At 27.5% G+C, this 3,930-nt stretch carries 5 protein-coding genes; all 5 read right to left on the bottom strand.

Going from position 1 to position 3,930, the window contains the following annotated elements; translation table 11 throughout:
• Positions 1 to 406, bottom strand: a 406-nt coding sequence (locus HMPREF2578_RS00410) for a class I tRNA ligase family protein (RefSeq protein WP_141743912.1), incomplete at its 3' end; no start/stop codon positions are given.
• 26 nt (positions 407 to 432) lie between these two features.
• On the bottom strand, positions 433 to 1,179 hold the full coding sequence (locus tag HMPREF2578_RS00405; protein WP_001081004.1) for a class I SAM-dependent methyltransferase: 747 nt from the start codon (positions 1,177 to 1,179) through the stop codon (positions 433 to 435).
• Positions 1,179 to 2,312: a DegT/DnrJ/EryC1/StrS family aminotransferase gene (locus HMPREF2578_RS00400; protein ID WP_000263482.1), complete on the bottom strand. Its 1,134-nt coding sequence runs from the start codon at positions 2,310 to 2,312 to the stop codon at positions 1,179 to 1,181. The genes HMPREF2578_RS00405 and HMPREF2578_RS00400 overlap by 1 nt, the downstream gene beginning before the upstream one ends.
• 11 nt (positions 2,313 to 2,323) lie before the next feature.
• Positions 2,324 to 3,004, bottom strand: a complete 681-nt coding sequence (locus HMPREF2578_RS00395; RefSeq protein WP_002505096.1) for a nucleotidyltransferase family protein — start codon at positions 3,002 to 3,004, stop codon at positions 2,324 to 2,326.
• A 28-nt stretch (positions 3,005 to 3,032) separates the two neighbouring features.
• Positions 3,033 to 3,893 carry a GDP-mannose 4,6-dehydratase gene (locus HMPREF2578_RS00390; protein WP_002505095.1) on the bottom strand — a complete coding sequence of 287 codons (861 nt, stop codon included), beginning with the start codon at positions 3,891 to 3,893 and terminating at the stop codon, positions 3,033 to 3,035.
• Between the last annotated feature and the right edge of the window lie 37 nt (positions 3,894 to 3,930).

Genomic DNA, 3,930 nt, shown 5'->3' with positions numbered 1-3,930 from the left:
CCCAGTATCCTAAATCTTTAGAAAAATCCCGCCATTCTTTTTCATAATTAAATACACTTTTTTTACATTCATTTATAAAATTTTCTATTCCATACTTTTCAATGTCTTGTTTTCCTTTAATTCCAATTTTTTTTTCAACCTCTAATTCAACTGGTAAGCCATGGGTATCCCATCCTGCTTTTCTTTCTACATAAAAACCTTGCATAGTTTTTAATCTTGCAACTAAATCCTTGATTACTCTTCCAAGAACATGGCCAGCATGAGGAAGGCCATTTGCAGTTGGGGGGCCGTCATAAAAAACAAAACTTTCCTGTCCTTTTCTATTGTCAATTGATTTTTTAAATATCTTTTGAGTATTCCAAAATGCTGATATTTCATTCTGGGTGTTTAAATATTTCTTTGTCAAAACTTTTCAGCCTCCTAAAGTATCACTTATTTCGTTATTTTTACTATTAGTCTTGGTGAATTTTCATGAAATTCATTTCCTTTCATGTCTCCATAGAAAGATATATTGGATAAAGTAAAGTTATAATACAAACTACTGCAAATTATATCATTAGTAGTATATAATTTAAATTTTAATTCTCTTGAAAGGTCTTTGCTATATTCGTTATTTTTATAAACATCCCATGTTGAAACTATACTATTATAAATTTTATTTATTTTAATAGTTTGATTAACTTCGTAATCTTTGAAGTTGAAAATCATTTGTTCTTCAAAATTTTTATAGAAAAAGGCGGGGTTCATCAAATCTATAATTAAAATACCACCTTTTTTTAAGGAGGTATAACTATTTCTTAACAAATTTTTTAAATCATTTTTTTTATATCCGATAGAAGTATTTAAATTAAGAATTAAGTCGACGTGATTTTCTGGGAATTCTTCATCTAAAGATTGTCTTTTACCTAAAATGCCATTTTTTTTATATGCAAAGTTCAACATTTCCTCAGATTTGTCAAAGCTAATAACATGATGACCTTTATCTATCAAAAATTTAGAATGAAAACCACAGCCACAACAAGTATCGATGATTTTTCTTTTCTCTTTTTTTAATGAAGGAACAATGTGACTTAAGTTATTAATTTGCTTTTGACAAAATTCAACATAATTTTCTGATATTTCATTGTTCTGCCAATCAATATAAAAGTTATCAAAGTAATTTGTATTTAGCCGATTCATTATTGCTCTCTCCATTCCTGTATACTTTTACTAATAATAGTGCAGACCCTTTTTACATCATTGATAGATAAACGATTATGTAAGGGTAATGTAACTAAACCTTTAGAAACCTCCTCTACAATTGGTAATAAGTTTTTTGATTTATAATAACTAAATTTATGTAAGGGAGTATAATGGAAACTAGTCTGTATCTTCTCATTTCTAAGATCAGTAATCATTTTTTCTTTCAAAATAGGATTTTTTACAAATATAACAAAAATATAATTAGAACTATCAGTATTATTTGTTAGAAATGGAATAGTTATTTCTTTATAACCCAACAATAATTCTCTATATTTGTTTACTAAATTCTTTCTGTGTATTTTGTTTCTTTTCATATTTTTAAATTGAGAAATACCTAAAGAAGCACGTAGATCATCCATTCTATAGTTGTAACCTAAGTTATTTACATCATATGTAGAAATACTGGAATTATATCGATTCCATGTCTCTGTAGTCATACCATGTGTTCTTAAAGAACGGATTTTTTCATGAAAATCCTTATTGTTAGTAGCAATTACTCCGCCTTCACCTGTTGTTATATTTTTATTAGGATAAAAACTAAAACAAGCTAGATCTCCATAAGTACCTAAAGATTTATTGTTGTAACTACTAGTAATAGCATGTGCAGCATCTTCAATTAAATATAGATTGTATTCTTTTGCTAATTTAGAAATTTCTTCAATATTGTATGTATATCCAGCGTAATGAACGATAATAATTCCTTTAGTTTTGGATGTTATATTTTTTCGTATTTCTTCAATTGACAATATTAAATTATCCTTAGATTCTATATCAGATATTATAGGAGTTGCCCCGGTATATTTTACAGCGTTTGCTGTAGCTACAAATGTTAATGCGGGGACAATAACTTCATCTCCATAAGTGAACTCGCAACATAAACAAGCTAAATGTAATGCTGCAGTTCCACTAGATACAGCAGATATGTAATTTATACCAAGTTCTTTTGCCCACATGCTTTCAAATTCTTTTACTTTTGGTCCCATACTTAACCAATTAGATTTCATAGTTTCACATACAATTTCAATATCTTTCTGACTTATATCTGATGATGAAACTTCAATGTCCCACATAATATATCCTCCTATAAAAATATGGATTTAGCTTTTTTTAAATCTTCCCAAGTTCCTGCGTCTATCCAAACTCCATTATGAACATAAGAAGAAATAGAAATATTATCGTTAATTAATTTTTCTAAAAAATCAGTCATTTTAAGATTTTTATTTTTAGGTACTTTTTTTATTATTTCTTTATTAAAGATGTAGCATCCACCACTGATATAGTTTTTTATTTTAGGTTTTTCTTCTATCATTGTTATATTTTGATTTTCATTAACAGTTAAAACACCAAAAGGAATACTTGTTGTTAAAGGTATGGTTAAAATTGTTACTAAACTATCATTTTTATTATAGAACTGATAGAAATCTTTGAAATTTACATCAGTTAAAATATCCCCATTAATAACTATTAAATCATCATCTACGTTTTTTAATAAAGATAGAGGACCGGCTGTTCCTAAAGGTATATCCTCCTTTATAATATATATATTAATTTCTGTTTGCCTATATTTTTTTATATGTTTTTCTATCTGAAAGCTTAAATACCCTACGCTAATATAAATATCGTATATATTAGCATCTTTTAAAAATTTTATAATTCTATCTAATATACTAATACCATTGACTTCGACTAGTGGCTTTGGGATTGTTTTAGTCAATGGATGTAATCGTTCACCCTTTCCACCTGCTAATATAAATGCTTTCATAAACAACCTCCTTCTTACTTTCTAAACACTAGATAAAATAGTTATTGCTTTTTTCTATGAAGTTTTTATCTTTTTTGTAAAAAAAAGCGATAGTATTTTGAATTCCTTGCTCCAAACTAACATTACTTTTCCATGATGTTAATTTTGAAATTGTAGTGTTGTCACACAATAATTCACTAACTTCACTTTTAGAAGGACGTATTCTATTATCATCTCTATTTACATATAGATTTTTATTCAATAATTTAGAAACTATATCAATAATATCTTTTATCGAGTAAGAATAACCACTTCCAATATTTATTGGGGCACCTTGATTCGTAGTCTCTTCTAATAATGCTAGTAGTCCTGATGTAGTATCGTCTATATAATTAAAGTCTCTTAAAGAATCAATATTTCCTAAACTTAAACTAGAACTATGTAATGCTTGTGAAATAATTGTAGGAATAATAGCTCTTCTTGACTGTCTAGGACCATAAGTATTGAATGGGCGTGCAATTGTTACAGGTGTTCCATATGTTTTATAAAAAGATGTTGCTAAAGCATCTGCTCCAACTTTTGAAGCAGCGTAAGGTGACTGTGGCTGTAACGGATGGGCTTCATTTATAGGAGTATATTGAGGAGAACCATATACTTCACTTGAAGACATTTGTATAACTCTCTCAATGGTACCTTTTTTATTTACAGAGTTTAATAAATTTAACAAACCTTTTATATTAACATCAAAAAATGATTCACTATTTTTATATGAATAAGGCACTGATACTAAAGCTGCAAGATTATAAATAATATCTGCATTATTTGTAGCTTTATCTATAGATTCATAATTCATTATATCTCCAAATTCAAATTCAATTTCTTTTAACACATCCTTAGGTAAATATTGCAAATTATTGGTTCTGTTGCAAAGTTGAATTTATAGTATA

Source organism: Staphylococcus sp. HMSC072H03, from assembly GCF_001809305.1.
Classification (GTDB): Bacteria; Bacillota; Bacilli; order Staphylococcales; family Staphylococcaceae; genus Staphylococcus; species Staphylococcus hominis.
Note: the sequence above shows the minus strand (reverse complement) of the source record. Positions and strands in the feature narration are given on the sequence as shown.